This window comes from Streptomyces dryopteridis (assembly GCF_049606955.1).
GTDB lineage: Bacteria > Actinomycetota > Actinomycetes > Streptomycetales > Streptomycetaceae > Streptomyces.
The window spans coordinates 3,415,180-3,438,577 of record NZ_CP187113.1; the positions used below are offsets into that span (position 1 = coordinate 3,415,180).

Genomic DNA, 23,398 nt, shown 5'->3' on the forward strand with positions numbered 1-23,398 from the left:
GGCCGATGGACGCGCAGCACGGGACACCGGGGACGCACGGCACGGGGACGGGCGGGGCAGGAGCGGGCGGGACAGGGGCGAGCGGGACAGGGACGGACGGGCCGGGGACGGGTGGGGCGGGGACGGACGCGCCGGGGTTCGGCGGGGTGTCGGCCGGCGCAGAGCCCGTGCCCGTGCCCGTGACGCTGGCCGGGCTCTCCGACCACGTCGCGGCCCGCCACGGCGCCGCCCCCGCCGTCCGCTTCCGCGACCCGGCCGCCCCGGAGGGCTGGGCCGTGCGCGACTACGCGACCCTGGGCGCGGACTGCGCGACCGCCGGCGAGGTGCTGCGGGGGCTCGGGGTGCGGCCGGGGGACCGGGTCGCGGTGATCGGCGAGACCCGGTACGCGTGGACCGTCACGCACCTGGGGGCCTTGCGGATCGGCGCCGTGATCGTGCCCGTCTATCCCACGGCGGGCCCGGAGGAGCTGTGCTGGGTGCTGTCCGACTCGGGGGCGACGGTCGCGGTCTGCGACGACGAGGACCGGGCCGAACGGGTACGGGACCTGCGCGGGCGGTTCCCGGCGCTGCGGGAGGTGGTCGTGATGGCGGCGCTCACCGACCCGGCCGGCGGCCCCGTGCCCCCGGGGCCGGCCGCCGAGCCGCACCCCGACGCCGAGGCCGCCCTCGTCTACACCTCCGGCACCACGGGCCCGCCCAAGGGCTGCCGGCTCAGCCACGGGAACTTCACGGCCGTGCAGCGGGCCTCGGTGCCGCTGGTGGTGTCGGAGCCCGGGGACCGCACGTACCTGTACCTGCCGCTGGCCCACCTGCTGGCCCAGATGATCCAGTTCACGACCCTGCTGAAGGGCGGGGAGCTGGCCTACTTCGGCGGCCGGGTGGAGGACGTGATCGGGGAACTCGCGGAGGTCAGCCCCACCCACCTGCCGTCCGTGCCGCGCCTGTTCGAGAAGGTGCACGCGGTGGTCGCGGGCCTGGCGGCGGGATCCGAGGGCGGGTCGGAACGGCTGGCGGAGGCCGTCCGGGTGGGGGTGCTCAAGGCGGAGGGCGAGGAGCTGACGAAGACCGAACGGGAGACGTGGCAGAGCGCGGAGGACGGCCTGTACGGGCTGGTGCGGGCCGCGTTCGGGGGCCGGCTGCGGTGGGCGACCACGGGCGGCGCCCCGATCGCGATCGAGACCCTGGACCTGCTGCGGGCCTGCGGGATCCGGGTGTTCGAGGGCTACGGGATGACGGAGTCGGGCGGGCTGATCACCCTCAACCACCCGGGGGCGGTCCGGTACGGCACGGTCGGACGGCCGGTGGAGGGCTGCGAGGTGCGGATCGCCGAGGACGGGGAGGTGCTGGCGCGCGGCCCGATGGTCTTCGGCGGCTACCACGCGAACCCGACGGCCACGGACGAGACGCTGGACGGGGAGGGCTGGCTGCGGACGGGCGATCTCGGAACCCTCGACGAGGACGGGTTCCTGCGGATCACGGGCCGCAAGAAGGAGCTGATCATCACCTCGGCGGGCAAGAACATCACCCCCACGGAGGTGGAGTTCGCGGTCCAGCGGGCCCGCCTGGTCTCGCGGGCCGTGCTGGTCGGGGACCGGCGACCGTACCCGGTCGCGCTGATCACCCTGGACGAGGCGGAGCTCGCGGGCTGGGCGAAGGAGACGGGCACGGAGGTCGGGAACCGGCCGGCGAACCACCCGGCGGTCCGGGCGGAGGTCGAACGGGCGGTGACGGAGGCCAACGAACGGGTCGCCCGCCCGGCCCGGATCCGCGCGTTCGCGATCCTGGACGAGGAGTTCACCGTCGCTGCGGGCACCCTCACCCCCACGCTGAAACTGCGCCGCGCCGAGATCCTGCGGCGGTACGCGGAGCGGGTGGAGGCCCTGTACGCGACGGGCCCGAAGCCCGACGCCACACCCTGATCCCGGGGCCCGGCAGCGGGCCCTGACCTTGGGTGGAGAGCGTCACGCACGGGACCCACCGCCCTCGGGGGGAGGAGGACGGGGTCACCGGGCGGGTTCGGGAACGGGGTTTCGAGAGCGGGGCGCGGGGGCGGGGCTCAGAAGGTGAGGTCGGGCGGGGGCGGCGGGGCGGCGGAGTGCGAACGGCAGCGGGGGCAGCGGCACGGGGGCCAGCGGGGCGCGTACTCGCGGGAGCCGGCCCGCCGGTCGGGGATCACCGTCCACCGGGGCCCCCAACTGCGCCCGCCGTCCCGCGAGACCCGCAGGGTCATGACTGCCTCCCCGGCGGGTGCGGCCCCCGGGGGCTCGGCGTCGGGCCGGCTCACGGCCTCGGCTCCGGCCCCTCGCCGGCGGGCAGCACCCAGGAGTGCGGCCCGGGGTGCCCGCCCCACAGCGTGCACACCTCGCCGCCGGCCTCCGAGCCGTCCTCGCGGGAGAGGCACTCGGGGTTCTCCTCGGGCCGCATCAACGCCGGATCCTCGCCCCAACGGGCCCACAGCGAGGTGAACACGGGCGGGTCCTCGACGCGGTAACAGACGTGGTCCGCGTGCTCCCCCGGGTGCCCGGCGACGAGCTCGCACGCGGCGCGGGCGTCGTGGTCGGTGTCGGGCGGCACGAGGGCGAGGACGGCGGGGGTCAGGAAGCGCGTGGAGGCGCCACAGGGTCGGGTCACGTCGACTCCAAGGGGAGTGGGGGGAGGCACCGGTGGTACAGGGGCGGTCGGGCAAGGCGCACGGGGTCCCGCACGCATCCGGAAGCGCTGCTCTCCGTGTCGGTTCCGGCACGGGGCGTACTCAGGTTGGCCTAGGGTCGTGACCACCATCAACTTGTTGTTCCTGGCAGATAGGTCGGTGAAGCGTCAATGAACAAGCGCGAGTTGACCCCCGAAGTGAGTCCGGCCGCAGCCTTCGGCGCGCGTTTGCGCAGCCTGCGTGAGGGGCGGGGCTGGAAGCAGACCGAACTGGGGGAGCAGATGGGGTACTCCGGTGCGCACATATCCGCCGTGGAAAACGGTCGCAAGATTCCAACTCGCCGTCTCGCGCAAAGTGGGGACAAGGTCTTCGGGCTCAAGGAACCGGACACCCTCGTGGCGGCCGAACGGAACCTCCGCCTCGGAGTGCTGCTGGACGGCTTCCCCGAGTACGCGGCGCTGGAGGCGCGGGCGATCGACCTGCGGCTGTACCAGATCGGGATCATTCCCGGGCTGATCCAGACCCCGGCCTACGCGCGGACGCTGGCGCTGGCCTCGGTGCGACGCGGGGTCATCGCACCTGAGCTGGCCGAGGAGCGACTGGAGTTCCTGGCGCAGCGGCAGAGCAAGCTGGTGCGAGCGAACCTCCCGATGCTGTTCGTGGTCTTGGACGAGAGCTGCGTGCGCAGGCTCGTCGGAGGGCGGGAGGTGATGGCCGAGCAGCTGGAGCACCTGATTGAGTTCGCGGAGCGGCCGAACACGGTTCTCCAGATTGCACCCTTCGAGATGGGGGAGCGGAGGGCCATCAACCTGCCGGTCAACCTGCTGACGATGGCCGACCGCAGTGGTGTGGCCTACATGGAGGCCCAGAACCAGGGGTTTCTGGAGCGTGAATCAGTTGCGGTGCGGGATCTGTTCACGGCCTACCATCAGCTCCAGGCCGAGTCCCTGTCGCAGCCGGACTCCGTGGCCATGATCAACGCGGTACGAAAGGGCTATCAGTGAGCACATCGACCCACACCCCGGCCATCTCGCACTGGCACAAGTCGAGCCACAGCAGCAACGGGGGCAACTGCCTCGAAGTCTGGGTCACCTCGTCCTACAGCGACAACGGCGGCGATTGCGTCTCCGTCGCCGGGAACGTCGCCGCTGTGCACGGGGTCGTGCCCGTGCGGGATTCCAAGGTGCCTGCCGGGGCCGTGTTGCGGCCGTCCGTGGACGCGTTCTCGGCGTTTGTCGCCGGTGTGAAGGACGGCGCCTTCCCGGCCGTGTGAGTGCCGCCGGGGGCTTGTGGTGTGGCCCCCGGCCGGTCGGGGCAGTCTGTCGCCGTCAGTGCGTGCGTGACGGCGAGGGGAGAGTCCTGTGAGCGGCGACGGTGTGACCGGGTGGGTCAAGTCCTTCTACAGCAGCAACGGCGGTGACTGCCTGGAGGTCTGGGCGACCTCTTCCTACAGCGGCAGCAACGGCGGCAACTGCGTCTCCGTCGCCGGGAACGTCGCCGCCGTGCACGGGGTTGTGCCCGTGCGGGATTCCAAGGTGCCCGCCGGGGCCGTGTTGCGGCCGTCCGTCGGCGCGTTCTCGGCGTTCGTCGCCGGGGTCAAGGGCGGGGCCTTCTCGGGCGTGTGAGTTCTCGCGCCGGCCCCGCCTGACGGCACCGGCCGCCTACAGGTACTGCGCGTAGTTGTCGAGGACGCGCATGATCTCCGGGGCCTCCGCCGAGGGCAGTTGCAGGACGACCTCCTCGATGCCCAGTTCGGCGTAGTGCGCGAGCTTGCCGGGGGTGGGGCGGACCGCGTACGGGATGACCGTGAGCGTCTTCGGGTCGCGGCCCGCCTCCTCCCAGACCCGTCGCAGTTCGGGCAGGGTCTCGGAGAGCCCGCCGCCGCCGATGGGCAGCCAGCCGTCGGCGTGCTCGGCGATGGCCGCGAAGAGTTTGGGGCCGGCCGCGCCGCCGATGAGGGTGCGGGGGCCGTGCAGGGTGCCGAGGGTGTGGGCGGGGCCGAGGTCGCGGGGCGCGGTGGCCGGTTTGGGGTGGGCGTGCGAGGCGGCGACGGAGCCGTGCGCGCCCTCGTAGGCGGTGGGTTCGGGGGCCCACAGGGCCCGCATGAGGGCCATCCGGTCCCGGGTGACCTCTCGTCGTTCGCGCCAGGTGACGCCGTGGTCGGCGGCCTCTTCGACGTTCCAGCCGTAGCCGAGGCCGAGGGAGAACCGGCCGCCGCTGAGGTGGTCGAGGGTGGCGATCTGCTTGGCGAGGGCGATCGGGTCGTGTTCCACGACGAGGGTGACGCCGGTGCCGAGTCGGAGTTTGCGGGTGACGGCGGCGGCCTGGGCGAGGGCGACGAAGGGGTCGAGGGTGCGCCCGTACTCCTCGGGCAGGTCCCCGCCCATGGGGGCGGGGGTGGTGCGGGAGACGGGGATGTGGGTGTGTTCGGGCAGCCAGAGGCCGGCGAAGCCGCGTTCCTCCAGGGAGCGGGCGAGCCGGACCGGGGTGATGGTGTGGTCGGTCAGGAAGACGGTCGTCGCGATCCGCATCGGTGCACCTCCGTGGGGTGGGAGGCCCACGGTACGACGCACGGGCCGCCGGGCGTGAGGGGTCGGCGAGCGGGTCGGCTGATGATGCGTCAGAGGGTGCGTCAGATGGCCGGATAGCGGTTCGCCCACGCCGTGCCGGCGACGGTGGGGCCGTGCAGGGTGTGCCCCTGGGTCATCTCCAGCGCGAAGTCGTCGGCGAGCTCCAGCAGCGTCGCCCGGCCCTCCAGCTCGGCGAGCCACAGGGCGGGCAGGGCGGTCTCGCCGTCGCGGGCGCCGAGTAGGGCCCCGGTGAGGGCGCCGGTGACGGTGGAGTCGCCGCCGTGGTTGACGGCCAGGCGCAGGCCGTGCCGGACGTCGACGGCGACGAGGGCGCAGTAGGCGGCGACGGCGAGGGCGTCGTCGGCGTCGCGGCCCGCGCACAGGCTCTCCACGACGGCCGGGTGCGGGGCCGGGGCGGTGTCCTCGGCGGCGTCGAGGGCGCGGTGCAGGGCGGCGGTGACGGGGTCGTGGCCGGGGTGTTCGGCGAGCAGGTCGAGGGTGTCGGCGAGGGCCGTGGTGAGGGGGCGGCCCCGGGTGAGGCCGTGGACGGTGGTGGCGAGGGCGCCGGCGGCCAGGGTGGCGGTGGGGTGGCCGTGGCTCTGGGCGGCGCACTCCACGGTGAGCTGGAGGACGAGTCGGGGTTCCCAGTCCACGAGGAGGCCGAAGGGGGCCGAGCGGGCCGCTGCCGCCGCGTCGCGGGCGGTGGGGTTCTTGGGGGTGTCGGGGGTGCCGGGGACGGGGTCGCCGAAGCCGGTGAGGCAGGCCCGGTCGGGGCCGCGGCGGGCGTGCAGCCAGTCCTCGCGGGCGAGCCGGCCGGTGCCGGGGCGGCGCTGGTCGGGGTTGGCGTCGTGCTGGCCGTCGGCCCAGCGGAGGTAGGCGCGGTGCAGGTCGGTGGGCGGGTGCCAGGAGCCGCCGTCACGGCGCACGTGGGCGCGGATCAGGCCGTCGGTGGTGAACACGGCGAGCTGGGTGGTGGCGGTGACGGCGCCGCGCCGGCCGAAGGCGGGGGAGGGCTCGGTGAGGCCGGCGGGGCCGTGGGCGGCTCGGATGCCGGCGAGGGAGAGGCCGGCGACGGGGGCGCCGAGGGCGTCGCCGAGGGCCGCGCCGAGCAGGGTGCCGCGCACCCGGGCCCGGTAGTCCTGCTGGGTCGCGCGGTCCCAGTGCCGGGCGGCGGTCGGCGGGGTGCCGGTCGAGGCCGCGGGGGCGTCGCCGTTCGGGGTGTCGGTCGGGACGGTGTCCCGCGCGCCGGTCGGGACGGTGTCCGGCGTGCCGGTCGGGGCCGGGACCGGGTCCGGCGTGGTGCCCGGAGCGGTGTCGGCGGTGGCGGTCGTCGGAGCGGCGCCGGTCGCGTTCATGTGGTGGTCTCCCCCTGCTCTCCCCTGGCGACGCACTGTAATCGACGCGAAGGGCCCAACCGGAAGGAGTCGGTCGGAAGGCGGGGAAGTGAGCGCGAAAAGGCCGAATAGTGAAGGGAGCGGGGCGGGTTGGGACCTTCGGCAGATGCCGATGAACTGCGCGGAGCCGCACCGTGACACGTTTTGCCGGCCGACGTCCGACCGGTCGGTTCCGGCCACGTCGCGTTCACCGGTCGTTCGCGCCGCCCGCCCAGCCTCTTAGCCATGAAGAAGGCAACCCTCGCCCAGGCCGCTCTCGCCGCCGCGGTCTCCCTCTCCCTCTCGCTCGCCCTCGCCCCGGCCGCCTCCGCCCACGGGTCAGGCCACGGCTCCGACCGGTCCTCCGTCCCGTTCACCGCCGCGACCGTCACCGCCGGCGCGACCCCCGGCACGTACACGCTGACCTGGGACACCAAGGGCGTGAAGAAGGTCCGGATCGAGGCGAACGGCAAGGTCGTGGCGCGCGGCGGGGCCAAGGGCAGCGCCCAGGTCACCGGCCTGCCGGCCGGCGTGGACCGCCAGTGGTTCGACTTCTCCGCCGACCGCGGGCGCGGCCTGCGCCTGGCCGACCGGCTGATCAAGCTGGAGGGCACCGCCAACTTCCGCGACGCCGGCGGCTACCGCACGGCCGACGGCAAGTGGGTGAAGATGGGCGAGGTCTACCGCTCCGACGCCCTCAACAAGCTCACCGACGCCGACCTCGCCAAGCTCAAGCGCCTCAAGGTCAAGACCGTCTTTGATCTGCGGATGCAGGAGGAGCGCACCAAGGACGTCGACCGCGTGCCCGCCGGCGCGCGCTACGTGGTCGCCGACGTGCTCGGGGCCTCCGGCTCCTTCGCCACCCTGCCCCGCACCCCCGACGAGGCCGTCAAGGCGATGATCGACGCCGAGAAGGTGATGGTCAGCTCGGACTCCGGGCGCGCCGCCTACACCTCCGTCTTCAAGGGCATCGGCAACGACCGGGACCGGGCCGTCCTCTTCCACTGCACCGCCGGCAAGGACCGCACGGGCTGGGCCGACGCCGCGCTGCTGACCGCGCTCGGCGTGCCGCGCGAGACCGTCATGGCCGACTACCTGGCCAGCAACGACTACCGCAAGGCCGCCAACGAGCAGGTCCTCGCGCACCTGCCGGCCGCGCAGGCCGCCGTCTACAAGCCGCTGCTCGACGTGCGCCCCGAGTACCTGAACGCCGGGTACGCCGAGGTCAACGCCAAGTACGGCAGCTTCGACCGGTACCTGAAGCAGGGCCTGGGCGTGGACGCGCGGGACCTGCGCGAGCTGAAGCGGGACCTGCTCGTCGGCTGACGCGCGGGCGAGCGGCCCGGTCGGACCCCGGGGGCCGCACCCCCCGGGCGGGCACGCCGCGGCCCCGACGGAGACCCTCCGTCGGGGCCGCGGCGCGTTCCGGGGGGTGCCGTTCCCCGGCCCGGCCTCCGGCCCGTTCGGGCTCAGCCGTCCGCGAGTGGCAGCAGTTCCGGCAGGTGACCGTCCGAGCCCTCCGCCGTGGCCCGGCGTTCCGCCGGGACCTCGCCGTACAGCGTGGTGCGCGGGCGGGAGGGGCGGCCCGCGGCCGTGGCGATGGCCTCCAGGTCGCGGATCGACTTGTACGAGCCCCAGCCCGAGCCGGCCATCCGCGAGATGGTCTCCTCCATCAGCGTCCCGCCGAGGTCGTTGGCGCCCGAGCGCAGCATCTCGGCCGCGCCCTCCGCGCCGAGCTTGACCCAGCTGGTCTGGATGTTGGGGATGTGCGGGTGCAGCAGCAGCCGCGCCATCGCCGTCACGGCCCGGTTGTCCCGGTCGGTGGGGCCGGGGCGGGCGATGCCCGCGAGGTAGACGGGGGCGTTGGTGTGGATGAACGGCAGGGTGACGAACTCGGTGAACCCGCCGGTGCGCTCCTGGATGCGGGCCAGGGTGCGGAAGTGGCCGAGCCAGTGCCGGGGCTGGTCCACGTGCCCGTACATCATCGTGGACGAGGAGCGCAGGCCCAGCTCGTGGGCGGTGGTGATCACCTCGATCCAGTCGGCGGCCGGCAGCTTGCCCTTGGTGAGGACCCAGCGGACCTCGTCGTCGAGGATCTCGGCGGCGGTGCCGGGAATGGAGTCGAGCCCGGCCTCCTTGGCGGCCGTCAGCCAGTCCCGGATCGACATGCCGGTGCGGGTGGCGCCGTTGACGACCTCCATCGGCGAGAACGCGTGCACGTGCATCCCCGGCACCCGCTGCTTCACCGCGCGCGCGATGTCGAAGTAGGCGGTGCCCGGCAGGTCGGGGTGGATGCCGCCCTGCATGCACACCTCGACCGCGCCGACCTCCCACGCCTGCGCCGCGCGGTCGGCGACCTGGTCGAGGGAGAGGGTGTAGGCGTCGGCGTCGGTGCGGCGCTGCGCGAAGGCGCAGAACCGGCAGCCGGTGTAACAGACGTTGGTGAAGTTGATGTTGCGGGTGACGATGTAGGTCACCTCGTCGCCGACCACCGATTTGCGCAGGTCGTCGGCGATCTCGCAGAGGGCGTCCAGGGCCGGCCCGTCGGCGTGCAGCAGGGCGAGGGCCTGGCCGTCGGTGAGCCGGGTCGGGTCGTCGGCGGCCTGCCGCAGCGCGTCGCGCACGTCGGTGTCGAGCCGGTCGGGGGCCATGCCGGGGGCCGCGGCCTCCCGCAGCGCCTCCCAGTCCCCGTACACGTGGTCGAAGTCCCCGCGCCGGTCCTCCGTGCGGCCCTCGGTGTCGATCTCGCGGTGCAGGTCCACGCGGCCCGTGCCGCCCCCGCCGCCCGCCGCGCCGAAGCCCTCGTCCGGCTCCTGCCAGGGCAGCCCGACCGGGATCGCGCCCTCGATCGCCAGCCCCGTCTCCGGGTCGGCCAGGGCCCGCACGTGCGGCAGCAGCCGCGGGTCGAGCCAGGGCTCGCCGCGCGCGATGAACTCGGGGTAGATCGTGAGGCGTTCGCGCAGCTCGAAGCCGGCCTCCGCCGTGCGCCGCGCCAACTCCTCGATGTGCGGCCAGGGCCGCTCGGGGTTGACGTGGTCGGGGGTGAGCGGGGAGACCCCGCCCCAGTCGTCGATGCCCGCGCCGATCAGCAGCGCGTACTCGGCGTCCACGAGGTTCGGCGGGGCCTGGATGCGGGCCGCCGGGCCCAGCACCAGCCGGGCCACCGCCACGCACGCCGCCAGCTCCGACAGCTCCGCGTCCGGCATCCCGCGCATCGCCGTGTCCGGCTTGGCGCGGAAGTTCTGCACGATGACCTCTTGCAGGCCCTGGTAGGAGCGCTGCACGCGACGCAGCTCGAACAGCGCCTCCGCCCGCTCCTCGTAGCTCTCGCCGATCCCGATCAGGACCCCGGTGGTGAACGGCACGTTGGAGCGGCCCGCGTCCTGGAGCACCCGCAGGCGGACGGCGGGCTCCTTGTCGGGGGAACCGTGGTGCGGGCCGCCGGGCTCGGACCACAGGCGGGTCGCGGTGGTCTCCAGCATCATGCCCATGGACGGGGCCACCGGCTTGAGCCGCTGGAGGTCCGACCAGGACAGCACGCCCGGGTTCAGGTGCGGCAGCAGCCCGGTCTCCTCCAGCACCCGGATCGCCATGGCCCGCACGTAGGCGAGGGTGTCGTCGTAGCCGTGCGCGTCGAGCCACTCGCGGGCCTCGGGCCAGCGGTCCTCGGGCCGGTCCCCGAGGGTGAACAGGGCCTCCTTGCAGCCGAGGGCGGCGCCCTCGCGCGCGATGGCCAGCACCTCGTCGGGGGAGAGGAACATGCCGTGGCCCTCGCGGCGCAGCTTGCCCGGCACCGTCACGAAGGTGCAGTAGTGGCAGCGGTCGCGGCACAGCCGGGTCAGCGGGATGAACACCTTGCGGGAGTACGTGACGACGCCCGCCCGGCCGGCCGCCCGCAGGCCCGCGTCACGGACCTTCGCGGCGCTCGACGCCAGATCCGTCAGGTCCGCGCCCCGCGCCCGCAGCAGCACGGCCGCCTCGGTCACGTCGAGGGAGACCCCGGAACGGGCCCGCTTCAGGGCCCGGCGCATCGCGTTCTCGGTGGGTGCCGGTTCGGACCGGGCCGGCGGCACCGGCATCGGCAGGTCGACGGCGCGGGCCGTCGGCGCGGACGGGAGCGACAAGGGGGCCCCGTCGGCGGTGGGTTCGGCGGGAACCTCGGCGGACGGTGACGGGGGCACGGGCGGGGGAGGGGACACGGGAGCGGACGCGGGCCCGGCGCCGGCGGCCGGGGCGACCGCGTCGATCGGTTCCCGGTCGGCGCCCGGAGCCGGGGTGCTCGGTATGGTCATGCAGCGAGCATACGATCACGCGGTCGAGGCCCGACGGGGCCGCGAAGGCCCCGCCCCACCCCCTCCGTCCCGGCCGTCACGCGGCCATCACCGCATCAGCTCCCCCGCGTTGACCAGCAGGGATTGGCCGGTGATCGCCCTCGCGCGGTCGGAGGCGAGGAAGGCGACGGCGTCCGCGACGTCCCCGTCGGTGGCCAGTTCCGGCAGGGCCATCCGCCGGTCGAGACGGGCCCGCACCTCCTCCTCCGGCACCCCCTCGGTGTGCGCGGTGAACGTGACGAACGCCTGCACCGGCGGCCCCCACATCCAGCCCGGCAGCACGGTGTTGACCCGGATCCGATCAGGCCCCAGCTCCCGGGCCAACGAGTACATCGCCGAGGTCAGGGCCCCTTTGGAGGCCGCGTAGGCGGCCTGGGCCACCTCGCTGGGCGCGGCCACCGCCGACTGGGTGCCGATGATGACCACCGAGCCGCCGCGCTCCTTGAGGGCGGGCAGACAGGCGCGGGTCATGCGGAGGGTTCCCAGCAGGTTGACGTCGATGATCCCCTGCCAGGTGGCGAAATCCGCATCCGCCAGACCGCCGAAGTAGGAGTCCCACGCGGCCACGTGGACCACCGCGTCGAGCCGGCCGAAACGCTCCGTCGCGAGCGCCGCGAGGGCCTCGCAGCGGGACTCGTCGGTGATGTCGGTGGGCAGCCAGGCGGTGTGCGTGCCGTCCGGGTCGATCTCGGCGGCGGTCTTGGCCAGGGCGGTCTCCGTCCGGGCCCCGAGCACGGCGTTCCCGCCGTCGCGGACCACGGTCGCGGCCACCTGCCGGCCGAGTCCGGCCCCGACCCCGGAGACGACGACGGTCTTTCCTCGCAGCAGCACGGCGGATCCTTCCGACGGGCGGTGTCCCACGGGTCCCCACGCGGAACCTGACGGAGCGTCAGGCTAGGCGGGCGGGCGCACACGGGCAAGGCCCGGAAGCCACGTGAGCCTGGCGCGGCGCGTGGGCCGGGCGGCACGCCGCCCGAGGGCCGCGCACTGGGTGGGGCCGTGCCCCTGCCCGTGTGCGGCCCCTGCCTGTGCGCGGCCCCCGCCCGTGTGCGGCCCCTGCCCGTACGCGGGCGTTCGGTTGCTTGTGGCTGTCGCCCGTGCGCCCGCACGCCGCGTTCTCGCGTGCCCGGGATCGCGGCTCCGCCCGCGCGCGTCGGTCAGGCGGGGTGTGGGGCCGTCCGGTCGGTCGTCGGCCGGTTGGTCGGCGTTTGGTCGATCGCCGTTGCGAGGCGGTCCAGGCCCACCGCGATCTCGGCGGGCGTGTGGGTGGTGAACGTCAGCCGCAGGGTGCGCGGGTCGGGCTCCGTCGCGAAGAACGGCGCGCCCGGCACGAAGGCCACGTCGTGCCCGACCGCCCGCCGCAGCAGCTCCGTCGCGTCCCACCCCTTCGGCAGCCGGGCCCACACGAACATGCCGCCCTCGGGACGGTTCCACGTGGAACCGTCCGGCAGCGCCGCGCCCAGCCCGCCGAGCAGCGCGTCCCGCCGCTCCCGGTAGGCGCCCCGCACCTTGGCCACGTGCCCGTCGAGATCGGCGGCGCGCAGGTAGTGCGCGGCGGCGAGCTGGTCCACGGAGGAGGTGTGCAGATCGCTCGACTGCTTGACGACCGCCGCCGCCCGCAGCTCCGCGCGCGGGGCCCGCAGCCAGCCCAGCCGCAGCCCGGGCGCGAGGACCTTGGAGAAGCTGCCGAGCAGCAGCGTGCGGTCCTCGGCGCCGGGTGTCGCCGCCACCCACGGCACGTGCGCGCCCTCGAAGCGCAGTTCGCCGTACGGGTCGTCCTCCAGCACCCGCAGCCCGTGCCGCGCCGCGATCGCGGCCACGGCGGTCCGGCGTTCGGCGGGCAGGGTGCGGCCGGTGGGGTTCTGGAAGGTGGGGACGGTGTAGAGCAGCCGGGGCCGCTCGCGCAGCACCGCGGCCTCCAGGGCCTCCGGCAGCAGCCCGGAGTCGTCGCAGGCCACGGGCACCGTGCGCACGCCGGCGAGGCGGAAGCCCTGGAGGGCGGCGAGGTAGGTGGGGTTCTCGACCAGGACCGTGTCCCCGGGTTCCAGCAGGGTCGCCGTGACGAGGGCCAGGGCCTGCTGGGAGCCGGTGGTGACGAGCAGGTCCTCGGCGGTGGTGGGCAGGCCGCGGACGGTGAGCCGGTCGGCGACGGCGGCCCGCAGATCCGGGTCGCCCTCGGTGGTGGAGTACTGGAGGGCCCGGCCGGCGTGTCGGGTCAGGGCCGCCTCGAAGCCGGCGCGCAGGCCGGCGGCGTCGAAGAGTTCGGGGGCGGGCAGGCCGCCGGCGAAGGAGATCACCCCGGGGCGCTGGGTGACGGCGAGGATCTCGCGCACGGCGGAGCCCTCGGCGGTGCGGGCGCGGGCCGCGAACGGCGGCAGCGGCGCGGGGGAGGCGCCGGGGGCGGGCGCGGGCGCGTTCGCGGGTCTCGGCGGGGTGGCGGGGGCCTGGGCGGGCGGCGGGACGGTCATGGCGGGCTCCTCGGGCACTCACGGCGGTCGGCGGGCGGAGGGAGGTGGGCGGCAGCGTAACCGGAGAAAGGTGTAGAGGGCACGGGGTTGTTCGGGATGTGGGACGCGGGGCCCGGCTCGCGGCCGGAACGTCCCGGATCGCGCCGCACCCCTCCCGCACTGACGGATCATCAGCTACACCGGTTCCCATGACCGCATCCGAGAACGCCACCGCCCCCGGCGCCGGCGAGCCCGCCGACCCCCGGGGCGTCGAGCACTACGGGAGACTGGCCGCCGTCGGCCCGTACGGCGTCCACCCCGGGCACGCGCTGATCACGATGGTCGAACCCCACCCGGGCCACGAGTACGCCTACAACCGCTGGTACGAGGACGACCATTACTACGCCGGCGCCATGGCCATGCCCTGGATGTTCGCCGGCCGCCGCTGGGTCGCCACCCGCGACCTCCAGGAACTGCGCTACCCGGAGAAGTCCGCGATCGCCCAGCCCGTCACCGCCGGCTGCTACCTCTCCACCTACTGGGTCACCGACGGCCGCTACGACGAGCACATGAAGTGGACCGTCGGCATCAACAAGCGCCTCAACCGCGACGGGCGGGTCTACCAGGACCGCACCCACGTGTTCACGTCGTTCCAGGACCACGAGGCCACCGTCTACCGCGACGGCGCCGCCGGCCCCCGCGACTTCCACGCCCTGGACCACCCCTACGCGGGCCTCGTCCTCCAGGTGATCGACGCCGAGGACGAGGCGGGCCGCGCCGAACTGCTGGAGTGGCTGCGCGCCCGCGCCCTGCCGCGCCGCATCGCGGGCTCCCCCGTCGCCATGGTCACGATCTTCCGGCCCACGCCCCTGCCCGGCGACCGGATGACGTACGTCAAGCAGGTGGAGGGGGTCGACACCCGCCTGACCCTGCTCTGGTTCCTCCAGGTCGACCCGCGCGACTGCCGCGAGCACTTCGGGGGCCTGGACGAGGAGGTCGCGGAGAGCGGGCTGGGCCGGGTCGAGCTGGTGGCCCCGTTCATCCCCACCGTGCCCGGCACCGACCGCTACGTCGACCAACTCCGCTGACCGAGGCCCGGCGCATGTCGCACGGCGCACGGACGCGCCCGTGCCCGTGCCCCCTGGCGGAGGGCACGGGCACGGGCGGGTGCTGCTCGCGGAACTCCCTCGGCAGGGACGGCGGACCAGCCGAGAGGGTTCTCGTCGGTGAAGCGGGTGAAGCGGGTGAAGCGGGTGGTGCTGTGGTGCGGGTGGTGCCGGTGAGGTGTGCGCGCCGGGGTGGGCGCGGGTCACCGAGGGGCTCAGACGAGCCGACCGGCGGTCACCTCGTCGACGAAGGAGGTCCAGGACTCGGGGGCGAAGGCGAGGTTCGGTCCGTCCGTCACCTTGGAGTCGCGGACGGCGACGGCGGTGGCGACGGGGGACTTGACCTCGACGCAGGCACCGTTGCCGGTGGAGTAGGAGGACTTGATCCAGGTGGCGGTGGCGCCCTGACGAATGGCCATGTTCATCTCCGGTCCAGCGTTGCGTAGCGCAGATCGATGTGGAGGGTCGTCGGCCGGGGTGTCGGAACCGCTGGGGAACCGCCGGATCCGACCGACGTGATCGACGCTACCCGCACCGCCGGAGGGCGGACGGGGCCGTTCACTCGGTGGGGTGGCATATTCCGATGTCCTCTTCCGTGGGTCGCGGTACACGGTGTACCGTGCCGCGCCCGCAGCACCGGAGCCCCACCCGTCACTTCTTTCCCGCGTGCTCCTCGATGATGTCGGCGATGTAGTCCCGGGTCTGCTCCACACCGAGGGCCTGGGCCCGCAGGTGCTCGTACATGACGCTGTACTTCTGCACGTCGTTGGTCTTCTCCAGGTACAGGTCGCTGGTGACCCCCTCGATGTAGACCACCGTCGAATCGGTCGCGTCGGGGAACTCCAGGATCGCGTACTGCCCGTTCACGCCGGGGTGCGCGCCCATCGCGAACGGGATGACCTGGATCGTCACGTGCGGCAGCCGCGACTGCTCGATCAGCCACTGCAACTGCTCCACCATCACCTCGCCGTCCCCGACCCGGCGGCGCAGCGCCGCCTCGTCGAGCACCGCCCACAAGCGCAGCGGTCCGACCTGCTGATTGGTGTTCTGGTCGCCCTCGACCAGGCGCAACTGCCGCCGCATGCGCACGTTCACGCGCTTGTCGATCTCCGACTGCGAGATCTCCGGCACCGCGCCCAGGATCAGGGCCTGCGCGTACTCCGTGGTCTGGAGCAGGCCCGGGATCACCTGCGGCTCGTAGACGCGCAGGCTCGTCGCGTCCGTCTCCAGGCCGATGTACACGCTGTAGGGCAGATCGCCGAAGGCGTGCCACCAGCCCTGCTGGCGGGACTCCTTGGCCATCTGCATGAGGGAGTCCACCACGCGCGGATCCGCCACCTCGTACACCTCGCACAGGTCGCGCACGTCACGCTGACTGATGGACCGACGACCGTTCTCCAGCCGACTGATCTTGGACTGGGAGACCAGCAGCCGCTCGGCGACCGCCTCGGCGGTCATGCCCCGCTCCTCGCGGAGCTTGCGCAGCTCCATGCCCAGTCGGCGGCGTCGGACGGTGGGATTGACATTGGACGCCACGGGATCGGCACCTCCGCCTTCTCGCTGTGTGTCTGTTGGTGAGCACACTGCCACCGAAGAGCGCCGTGCCGCCGGGGAACGGGAGGAAAACCGACGCGCGGGGTGACGCGGCCGGCGGACCGACCGCGCCACCCCGCGCGGGTGGTTCGGGTCGTGCGCTGTGCAGGTGGAGCATGTGCGTCGTGCACGCCGGTCCGTGCGCCGGAGCGCGCGGGGGTACGGCGGTGGATCAGCGGGACGCGGCGCGCGCCATGGCGCCGGAACGACGCGGCTGGTGCGGTACCCCGCCCCCGGGCGTCGTCGCCCGCTCACGACGCGGCTGTGCGGCCACGCCGTTCTGTACGTCCAGCACGGCGTGCGCCACCAGGCCGCCCATCGGGTCGTGCCTGATCAGGTCCCGCAGTCGGGACCGGGACGAACGCCCCTCGTTGCCGGGGTACAGGTGCTTGCCGAGTCCGACCGCGTGGGCCAGCGCGGCGAGCGCCGCGGTCCGCTGGTCCGGCGGCACGCCGGTGCGGATCGCGCTGTCCAACCGGGCACGGATCTCCCGGCTGATCGCCGTGTCGACCGCCTGGTAGCGGGTCGTCGGCAGCACCCCGCACATCTGACCGGCCACGGCATGCACCATGCCGCACCGCTCCAGATGCGAGAGGTACGTCTGGCGGAGCCCCAGCCGGGGTCCGCCGATCCAGTGGACCGCCCGAACCGGGCTGCCACGACGGCGCAGCAGCTCCAGTGCGGAGTCCAAGGTCGGATCTCCTGTCGGCCGTGGCATCACCACGGCGATACGATCCCCATCAGGGGCTATCCGTCCCGCGAGAGCCAGCTCCACGAGCTGGGCCCCGGCCAGGCCGAGGTCGAGCGACTGCGGCTGCGCCGTGGTACCCGTGGTCGGGTCCAAGGCGAGCAGCAGGAGCTCCTCCGGGATTGTTCTGCGGCTCTTGCCCATCCATGCCTCCCCGCGTGGATGAGTGACAGGGTGACCCCTCTCACATTCATCTGTCGAGAGTGCCTGGTCGCTTTGTACGGGAACTCGCAGCTATGTCGTTCTCGTCTACCACGAGGGCGATACCCCCGGACAGGACACTGTGAGACGGTTCGGACAGCCCGGACGGGCGTGACGAGGAGGAAGCTGGTGGCGGGCGAGGTCCCCGACAAGTCGGCAGAGCAGGGTTCGTCGGGGACGACGGGCTCATCGCGCGCGGAGCAGGACCCGAGGCTGTCGGTGTTCCGCCCCCGAGACCCGGAACCCGAGCGGGAGACCGCGCCGGAACGCCGAGCGGACCGTTCCGTTCCGCCGACCAAGGCCCCCGACGACTCGACCCCCGACGAGCCGGTCACCGATGAGCCGGTCAACGACGAGCCGGTCGAGGTCACGGCGGACTCGGACGCGCCGACCTCCGACCCGGACGCCGAGGCCGAGCGGGCCACCGGCGAACGCGCCCCCGCCGAAGACGGCCGGGTCGCCGATCCGGCCGAGGCCGAGCGGACCGCCGTGTTCCGGATGCCCCGTCCGAAGCCCGCCGCCGAGGACTCCGAGCCCGCGCCGGCCGCCGCCGAGGACCGTTCGACCTCCGGTTCCGCTTCGGACCGTGACACGGACCGGGCTTCCGGCCGCGACGCCGAACGCGACGCGGACCGCGCGGGCGCCGGTGCCGGCGCCTCCGACGCGGCCGTCGTCGGGAGCTCCGCCAAGAGCTCCGCCAAGACTTCGGACGAGCCTGCACGTGGGTCCGCGTCGGGCCGTGCCCCCGTCGTCGATCCCCGGCTCGGGGTCGCCCGCCCCGGCGCGTCCGCGTCCGAATCCGCTTCCGGTTCGGACTCCGGTTCGGAACGGGGGGAGGAGCCGAAGCCGCTGCCCGCCAGTGAGCGGACCGCCGTCTTCCGCACCGTCCGCAAGGACCCCGCCCGCGACGGGAACGAGGACGCGGACGGCGGCACGGGCGGCGGCACGGACGGGGACGCGCCCGCCGACCGGGACCGCCGGACCGCCGTGTTCCGCACCCTCCGCCGCGACCCCTCCGGCACCGGCGACACCGACACGGACACGGACACGGACGCCGACGCCGACCGGGACGCGCCGGAGCCGGAGGTCGAGCGGACCACCGTCTTCCGTGCCATACGGCGCGACGACGAGCGTCCCGCGTCCCGCCCCGGGACCTTCGTGCCGCTGCGCGAGGACGCGGACCTTCCGCGTCCGGTCTCCGCCTCCGAGCGCGAGCCGAAGGGCGAGGTGCACGGCACCCGTCGCCCCGCCGGCTCCGACGCGACCGGCGAGCCGGAGAACGAGCGGGCCCCGAGGGCCGGCAAGGACGCCGAGCCCGCCAAGGGCGAGACCGCCGCCAAGGGAGCCAAGCCCGCGAACACCCCGAACACCCCGAACGCCCCCAAGGGTGAGAAGGGGGAGAAGGGCACCAAGGAGGAGAAGGGGGAGAAGGGGACCAAGGGCGCCGCCGGCGCCGAGCGCTCCGCGCCCTCCGCCGCCGCCTCCGCGTCCCCCTCCGCCCCGCCCTCGGACCCGCCGCGTCCGGGCCGCGTGCCCCCGCCGGGCGGCGCCGGCCGCGTGCCCCCGCCGACCTCCGGCCCCTACGCCGCGCGTCCGGGCACCCCCGACGAGACCCAGCAGGTCTCCCTCCACGGCCCCGAGCGCACGACGCAGCAGCCGCTGCCCCCGCTCCCGCCGCTGGACATGCTCGCGCAGCTCACGAACAACCCGCCCCCGCCGCCCAGTGCGATGCGGTCCACGGTCCGCCGGATCAAGATCTACGGGCCGATCCTCACGCTGATCGTGCTGGTCCTGGCCGTGGTGCAGGCGTTCCGGCCGCTGCCCGCGCCGACGCTGGTGGCCACCGGCAAGACCTCGTTCACCTTCGAGGGCGGCAAGCCCGAGCTGACCTGGCCGGCCTCCGGGCAGGCCGTGATGGCCGCGAGCGGACTCGGCGTGATCGGCTCCTCCGGCGAGCCGAAGCCGGTGCCGATCGCGAGCGTCACCAAGTCGATGACGGCGTACATCATCATGCGCGACCACCCCTTCAAGAAGGGTGAACCGGGCAAGATGATCGACATCGACCAGACCGCCGAGGACGAGGGCAAGAAGAACAATTCGACCGACAACGAGTCCACCCTCGACACGGTCCAGGCCGGGCAGAAGATCTCCGAGCACGATGCGATCGCCGCGCTCATGATCCCCTCCGCCAACAACATCGCGCGGCTGCTGGCCCGCTGGGACTCCGGGTCGCAGGAGGCGTTCGTCAAGAAGATGAACGACACCGCCAAGGAACTCGGCATGACCAACACCACCTACACCGACCCCTCCGGCCTGGACGCGACCACCGTCTCCACGGCCGAGGACCAGGTGAAGCTGGGGCTGAAGCTGGTCGAGATCGACGCGCTGATGGCCATCACCAAGCTGCCGACGTGGACCGACCCCTCGGGCAAGACCTGGCGGAACTGGAACGCGCTCGTCCCGTACGACGACTCCCTCGGCATCAAGACCGGCACCACCACGAAGGCCGGCGGCAACCTGCTCTTCGCGGCGAAGAAGAAGGTCGGCGACACCGAGCAGCTGCTGGTCGGGGCGGTGCTCGCGCAGCACAAGGCGCCGATCATCGACACCGTCGTCGACAACAGCCGCAAACTGCTGGTCTCCACGCAGAAGTCGCTGGTCGGGGCCACGGTCGTGAAGAAGGGGCAGGTCGTCGGGTACGTGGACGACGGGCTCGGCGGCCGCACCCCGCTGGTGACCACGAAGGACGTGACGGCGGTGGGCTGGCCCTCGCTGACCGTGTCCCTGAAGCTGGGCACCGACGGCAAGCCGTTGGTCGCCGAGGCGGCCTCCGGCACCGAGGTCGGCGTGCTGACCGTCGGCGAGGGCGCCAGCCGGATCGAGGTGCCCGTCGCGGTGAAGGGCGAGCTGTCGAAGCCGGGCCTGTTCGCGAAGCTGACGCGGCTGGGCTGAGCCGACGTGCGCGCGCCGGCGCCCCGGGCACAACCCCGGGGCGCCGGCGCGCGTCTTCGGGTCGTACGGAGAACGCGCTGTGGGGAGTGAACGAGTGACCACCGCCGAACGAGGGCCGCGCCCGGTCGAGGGCCGGGCGCCGGCCGGCGCGGGCGAGGGCCCGGAGCCGATACGGAGCGCGCCGGGCCCCTCGGACCGCCCGGACGCCCCGAACCCGACGCGGCCGGAGCGGACGGCGGCCGAGGCCGCGGCCGGGGCGACGGCCGAACCGTCGGCGTCAGGGGCGACGGCGCCCGGGGCGCCGGCCGGTGCGGCGCCGGGTCGGGCCCGGCGGGTGCGGCTCGCGCTGGAACGGCGTCCGGTGCTGGTGGCCTCGGCGGTCGCCGCCGTCCTGCACGTGGTGTGGTTCTTCTGCTTCGCCAACAGCGGCGGCGACCTCGCCGCGCAGGACGCGTGGGCGGAGTTCGTCGGCCGGCACCCCGACTCGGCCTACAACCTGGCCTGGTTCGGCGGGATGCACCCCGTCTCGTACAGCGTGATCTCCCCGTACCTCATGCACGTGTTCGGCGTGCGCACGACGATGATGATCGCCGGGACCCTCTCGGCGGCCCTGGTCGCGCTGATCCTCAGCCGCTCCCGGGGCACGGTGAAGGTGCCGCTGTGGCCCGCCCTCGCCGGGGTCTACGGCCTGTTCTGCAACGCGCTCTCCGGCCGGGTCACCTTCGGCCTCGGGGCCATGTTCGCGCTCGCGGCGGTCGCCGCCGTGTTCTGCTGGCCGCGCAAGTGGGCGCGCCGGCGGTGGCTGAAGGCCGTGGTCGCGGCGCCGCTCGCGGGGCTCGCGACGGCGGCGAGCCCGGTGGCGGGCCTGTTCCTCGGCATGGTCGCGGCGGGCCTGTTCCTGTCGAAGCGACGGCCCGGGGCGTACGTGCTGGGGCTGCCGCCGGTGGCGGTGGTCGCGCTGTCGGCGTGGCTGTTCCCGTTCTCCGGCACCCAGCCGATGAAGATCGGCTCGGCCTGGCTGCCGTTCGTGTTCGCGCTGCTGATCGTGGTCCTCGTCCCCAAGCGGTGGAAGACGGTCCGGATCGCGTCGGCGGTGTACGCCCTGGCCGTGTTCCTGACCTGGGTCGTGGACTCGCAGATCGGGTCGAACGTGACCCGCATGGTGATGCTCTTCGGCGGGGCCGTGCTGCTCGCGGCGCTGCCGTACGCCGGGCCCCGGCGGGGTCGGCACTGGTGGGCGGTGCTCGCCGCGTTCATCGGGCTCAACGCGTGGATCACCAGCAACTCGGTCACCGACATCATCCGCACCACCCCGCTGGCCGCGTGGAACCGCGAGCTGACCCCGCTCGTGGACCAGCTCCAGAAGGTGGGGGCCGACCGCGGCCGGGTCGAGGTGGTCCCCGCCTCCAGCCACCGCGAGTCCTCCGCGTTCCCCAGCCACGTCAACCTGGCGCGCGGCTGGAACCGGCAGGCCGACACGGAACGCAACCCGCTGTTCTACGACGGCAGCCTGACGGCCGAGAACTACCGCGAGTGGCTGGCGCGCTGGGCGGTGCACTACGTGGTGCTGTCCGCCGACAAACCCGACTCGGGGGGCGTGGACGAGGCTGAGCTGATCGACTCGGGGCTCCCGTACCTGACGCAGGTGTGGGGGGACGCGAACTGGCGGCTGTTCCGCGTGGACGACCCGACTCCGCTGGTCAGCGGGGAGGCGGAGGCCACGCGCGCGGGCGAGGACCAGATGGTGATCGAGGTGAAGAAGGCCGGGCGGGTCACCGTGCGGATCCCGCACTCGCCGTGGCTGGGGCTGGTGGACGCCGAGGGGCGGCCGGTCGCGCCGCCGCAGGAGACCTTCGCGTCGAAGGTGGTGGGAGCGGTCCCGAAGGCTTACACGAACGTGGCCGGCTGCCTGTTCCAGGCGGCGCCCGACGCGGCCGGGGACGTGTGGACGGTGCTGCTGGCGCCCGAGCCGGGGGTGTACCGGGTGGCGGCCCCGTACCAGCTGCCGCGCGGCACGCCGTGCCCGCGGGAACTGGTGGGCACGGGCACCGACGCGGCGGTCGGCCCGTGACGGGGTGCGGGTGAGGCTGCGCGCGTGACGGGGTGCTCGTGAGGGGGTGCTCGTGACGTGCGGTGGCTCGTGACGGGGTGCGGGTGACGGTGCGCGCTTGACGTGGGGCTCGTGACGGGGTGCACGTGACGGGGTGCACGTGAGGGTGCGGGCCGGACGCTGCTCCGTCCGGGTGCGGGGCGCGGGGAGTCCGCATAGGCTCCGAAGCGAGCCGCATTTCCCCCCATACGGGGCATCCCGGAGGAGGCACGTGCCGATGAGCGCGAGCGAGAAGAAGGGCCACGACGAAGCCCTGGAGCGGGCGAAGGCGCACGCCTTGGAGGTGCGCCGGGCCGGGCACGGGCACGGTTTCGAGGGCCCGCTGCGCAGCAAGGTGAAGGGCGGCGCGCACACGAAGGCGGCGCTCAAGAGGTCCGGCAGCCCGCAGGGCGACCGGATCGGCGAACGAAGCCGCGGCCTGAGCTGACCGCCGCGCGGGCCCTCCCGGACGTGCCCCGCACGTCACCGGGAGGGCCTTTCGGTGACCGGGGTCGGGGCGAAGGGCGGGGGTGCGGCGGGTCGTGGGTCCCCCGATCCCGCACGATGATGTGACCGTTACATTCCCTACGCATTACCCCAACATGGGGCATTTATGGTCATAGGGTTCTGCCCTCCACCCTCCCGGAGTCCGCGACCATGACCACGACCGCCCTCCGCCCCGCCGCCCACCGGCGGGCCCTCGTCACCACCGGCCTGCTGCTCGGCCTCGTCGGCGGCCTCACCGCCTGCGGCGGCACCGAGAGCGCCGTGAAGCCGCCGCCCGCCCCGCGCGTCTCCAACACGGCGACCACCCCGACCGCGGCGGCCCCGCCGCTGCCGCCCGCCAAGCCCACCGGCCTGAAGATCGCGTCGGCCGGCGTGGACGCGAAGCGGATGGTGGACCTCTCGGTCGACGGCGACACCGGCGAGCTCGGGGTCCCCGACGCCGACAAGGACGCCGACGTCCCCGGCTGGTGGACCCAGGGGGTCACCCCCGGCGAGAAGGGGGTCTCCGTGCTCGTCGCCCACTTCGACACCAGGCACGGTCCCGCGCTCATGAAGAACGTCAAGGACATCAAGCTCGGCGACGTCATCGAGGTCCCGCGCGAGGACGGCCGCACCGCGAAGTTCACGATCCGCGAGATCCAGGACGTGAACAAGAAGGACTTCCCCACCGAGAAGGTCTACGGCGCCACCGACCGCCCCGAACTGCGGGTGCTGACCTGCGGCGGCGAGATCGAGAACGGCCACCGCGCCAACAACGTCATCCTCTACGCGGACCTCCACACCACCTGATCCGCCCCGCGCGTCACCCTCGCCCTCCGGAGGCCCCCACCC

General features: G+C 73.9%; 20 protein-coding genes. 10 read left to right on the forward strand and 10 right to left on the reverse strand.

What is annotated here, in order from left to right:
* Positions 1–173: 173 nt before the first annotated feature.
* On the forward strand, positions 174–1,919 hold the full coding sequence (locus ACN20G_RS14635) for an AMP-dependent synthetase/ligase (RefSeq protein WP_424213211.1): 1,746 nt from the start codon (positions 174–176) through the stop codon (positions 1,917–1,919).
* Positions 1,920–2,056: 137 nt separating this feature from the next.
* On the opposite strand, the gene ACN20G_RS14640 is transcribed toward ACN20G_RS14635, so the two are convergent.
* The gene (locus tag ACN20G_RS14640; protein ID WP_424213212.1) at positions 2,057–2,284 is read right to left on the reverse strand and encodes a hypothetical protein; all 228 of its coding nucleotides are present in this window, start codon (positions 2,282–2,284) and stop codon (positions 2,057–2,059) included.
* On the reverse strand, positions 2,281–2,631 hold the full coding sequence (locus ACN20G_RS14645) for a hypothetical protein (RefSeq protein ID WP_424213213.1): 351 nt from the start codon (positions 2,629–2,631) through the stop codon (positions 2,281–2,283). The genes ACN20G_RS14640 and ACN20G_RS14645 overlap by 4 nt, the downstream gene beginning before the upstream one ends.
* Positions 2,632–2,820: 189 nt before the next feature.
* On the opposite strand from ACN20G_RS14645, the gene ACN20G_RS14650 reads away from it, so the two are divergent.
* The 3 genes from ACN20G_RS14650 (at position 2,821) to ACN20G_RS14660 (ending at position 4,275) form a co-directional block, all read left to right on the forward strand.
* Entirely contained in the window at positions 2,821–3,654 is an 834-nt protein-coding gene (locus ACN20G_RS14650) for a helix-turn-helix domain-containing protein (RefSeq protein ID WP_424213214.1), read from the forward strand.
* Between the two features lie 23 nt (positions 3,655–3,677).
* A complete protein-coding gene (locus tag ACN20G_RS14655; protein ID WP_424215511.1) occupies positions 3,678–3,923 on the forward strand; it encodes a DUF397 domain-containing protein in 246 nt (81 codons plus the stop codon).
* Positions 3,924–4,011: 88 nt separating this feature from the next.
* Positions 4,012–4,275: a DUF397 domain-containing protein gene (locus ACN20G_RS14660; RefSeq protein WP_424213215.1), complete on the forward strand. Its 264-nt coding sequence runs from the start codon at positions 4,012–4,014 to the stop codon at positions 4,273–4,275.
* A gap of 36 nt (positions 4,276–4,311) precedes the next feature.
* Here ACN20G_RS14660 and ACN20G_RS14665 read toward each other — a convergent pair whose 3' ends face one another.
* On the reverse strand, positions 4,312–5,181 hold the full coding sequence (locus tag ACN20G_RS14665) for an LLM class F420-dependent oxidoreductase (RefSeq protein ID WP_424213216.1): 870 nt from the start codon (positions 5,179–5,181) through the stop codon (positions 4,312–4,314).
* A gap of 101 nt (positions 5,182–5,282) precedes the next feature.
* Positions 5,283–6,575, reverse strand: a complete 1,293-nt coding sequence (locus ACN20G_RS14670) for an ADP-ribosylglycohydrolase family protein (RefSeq protein WP_424213217.1) — start codon at positions 6,573–6,575, stop codon at positions 5,283–5,285.
* 264 nt (positions 6,576–6,839) lie between these two features.
* On the opposite strand from ACN20G_RS14670, the gene ACN20G_RS14675 reads away from it, so the two are divergent.
* Positions 6,840–7,919 carry a tyrosine-protein phosphatase gene (locus ACN20G_RS14675; RefSeq protein WP_424213218.1) on the forward strand — a complete coding sequence of 360 codons (1,080 nt, stop codon included), beginning with the start codon at positions 6,840–6,842 and terminating at the stop codon, positions 7,917–7,919.
* Between the two features lie 143 nt (positions 7,920–8,062).
* Here ACN20G_RS14675 and ACN20G_RS14680 read toward each other — a convergent pair whose 3' ends face one another.
* The 3 genes from ACN20G_RS14680 to ACN20G_RS14690 form a co-directional block, all read right to left on the reverse strand.
* The gene (locus ACN20G_RS14680; protein ID WP_424215512.1) at positions 8,063–10,672 is read right to left on the reverse strand and encodes a bifunctional FO biosynthesis protein CofGH; all 2,610 of its coding nucleotides are present in this window, start codon (positions 10,670–10,672) and stop codon (positions 8,063–8,065) included.
* 300 nt (positions 10,673–10,972) lie between these two features.
* Entirely contained in the window at positions 10,973–11,755 is a 783-nt protein-coding gene (locus ACN20G_RS14685) for an SDR family oxidoreductase (RefSeq protein WP_424213219.1), read from the reverse strand.
* A gap of 326 nt (positions 11,756–12,081) precedes the next feature.
* Positions 12,082–13,392: a PLP-dependent aminotransferase family protein gene (locus ACN20G_RS14690; RefSeq protein WP_424213220.1), complete on the reverse strand. Its 1,311-nt coding sequence runs from the start codon at positions 13,390–13,392 to the stop codon at positions 12,082–12,084.
* Positions 13,393–13,580: 188 nt separating this feature from the next.
* Between ACN20G_RS14690 and ACN20G_RS14695 the strand changes: the two genes are divergently transcribed.
* Positions 13,581–14,459, forward strand: coding sequence for a hypothetical protein (locus ACN20G_RS14695; protein ID WP_424213221.1), 879 nt, complete (start codon positions 13,581–13,583; stop codon positions 14,457–14,459).
* A gap of 233 nt (positions 14,460–14,692) precedes the next feature.
* On the opposite strand, the gene ACN20G_RS14700 is transcribed toward ACN20G_RS14695, so the two are convergent.
* The 3 genes from ACN20G_RS14700 to ACN20G_RS14710 all read right to left on the reverse strand — a co-directional run bounded on the left by ACN20G_RS14700 (position 14,693) and on the right by ACN20G_RS14710 (position 16,962).
* Complete coding sequence (locus tag ACN20G_RS14700; protein WP_424213222.1) at positions 14,693–14,896, reverse strand: DUF397 domain-containing protein; 204 nt, start codon at positions 14,894–14,896, stop codon at positions 14,693–14,695.
* A 232-nt stretch (positions 14,897–15,128) separates the two neighbouring features.
* Positions 15,129–16,013, reverse strand: coding sequence for a helix-turn-helix domain-containing protein (locus ACN20G_RS14705; RefSeq protein WP_424213223.1), 885 nt, complete (start codon positions 16,011–16,013; stop codon positions 15,129–15,131).
* Between the two features lie 229 nt (positions 16,014–16,242).
* Positions 16,243–16,962 carry a GOLPH3/VPS74 family protein gene (locus tag ACN20G_RS14710; protein ID WP_424213224.1) on the reverse strand — a complete coding sequence of 240 codons (720 nt, stop codon included), beginning with the start codon at positions 16,960–16,962 and terminating at the stop codon, positions 16,243–16,245.
* A gap of 276 nt (positions 16,963–17,238) precedes the next feature.
* Between ACN20G_RS14710 and ACN20G_RS14715 the strand changes: the two genes are divergently transcribed.
* From ACN20G_RS14715 to ACN20G_RS14730, 4 genes are all read left to right on the forward strand, one after another.
* The gene (locus ACN20G_RS14715) at positions 17,239–19,971 is read left to right on the forward strand and encodes a hypothetical protein (protein WP_424213225.1); all 2,733 of its coding nucleotides are present in this window, start codon (positions 17,239–17,241) and stop codon (positions 19,969–19,971) included.
* Positions 19,972–20,065: 94 nt separating this feature from the next.
* Entirely contained in the window at positions 20,066–22,042 is a 1,977-nt protein-coding gene (locus ACN20G_RS14720; RefSeq protein WP_424213226.1) for an MFS transporter, read from the forward strand.
* Between the two features lie 256 nt (positions 22,043–22,298).
* Complete coding sequence (locus tag ACN20G_RS14725; protein ID WP_424213227.1) at positions 22,299–22,508, forward strand: hypothetical protein; 210 nt, start codon at positions 22,299–22,301, stop codon at positions 22,506–22,508.
* Positions 22,509–22,717: 209 nt separating this feature from the next.
* A complete protein-coding gene (locus ACN20G_RS14730) occupies positions 22,718–23,356 on the forward strand; it encodes a sortase domain-bontaining protein (protein WP_424213228.1) in 639 nt (212 codons plus the stop codon).
* The last annotated feature ends 42 nt before the right edge of the window (positions 23,357–23,398 follow it).